The sequence below is a fragment of the Flavobacterium sp. genome (assembly GCF_003525665.1).
Lineage (GTDB): Bacteria > Bacteroidota > Bacteroidia > Flavobacteriales > Flavobacteriaceae > Flavobacterium.
Map to the genome: position 1 here is coordinate 1 of NZ_DQDX01000106.1, position 507 is coordinate 507.

Consider the following 507-nt stretch of genomic DNA (forward strand, 5'->3'; position numbering starts at 1 on the left):
CCCGAAACCCGAAATATGGACGCAATAGACAAAAAACTCCTGCAACTTCTACAAACTGATACAAAAAAAACCACCAAAGAATTATCGGTAAAACTCAATTTATCGGTCACTGCAGTTTACGAACGCATTAAAAAATTAGAACGAGAAGGAATTGTAGATAAATATGTAGCGCTTTTAAATCGGAACAAAATCAATAAAGGTTTTGTAGTTTTCTGTCATTTAAAGTTGTTGCAACACACCAAGGAATTCATCAATCAATTTGAAAAAGAAGTAGTCAAACTAAACGAAGTTCTAGAATGTTTTCACGTCAGCGGCGATTATGATTACATCTTGAAAATTTGCGTAAAAGACATGGAAGAATACCGTGAATTTATGGTTACCAAACTCACAACACTGCAACATATTGGCAGTACGCACAGTACTTTTATGATTGGTGAGGTTAAAAATACAACTGTTTTTACGGTTTAATAGTAACAATTTTCATGTAGTTTGTCATTCCGTAGGAAT

At 33.7% G+C, this 507-nt stretch carries 1 protein-coding gene; it reads left to right on the forward strand.

Going from position 1 to position 507, the window contains the following annotated elements; genetic code table 11:
* Positions 1 to 15 precede the first annotated feature (15 nt).
* Positions 16 to 468, forward strand: coding sequence for an Lrp/AsnC family transcriptional regulator (locus tag DIU01_RS07620; RefSeq protein ID WP_187657286.1), 453 nt, complete (start codon positions 16 to 18; stop codon positions 466 to 468).
* Positions 469 to 507 lie beyond the last annotated feature (39 nt).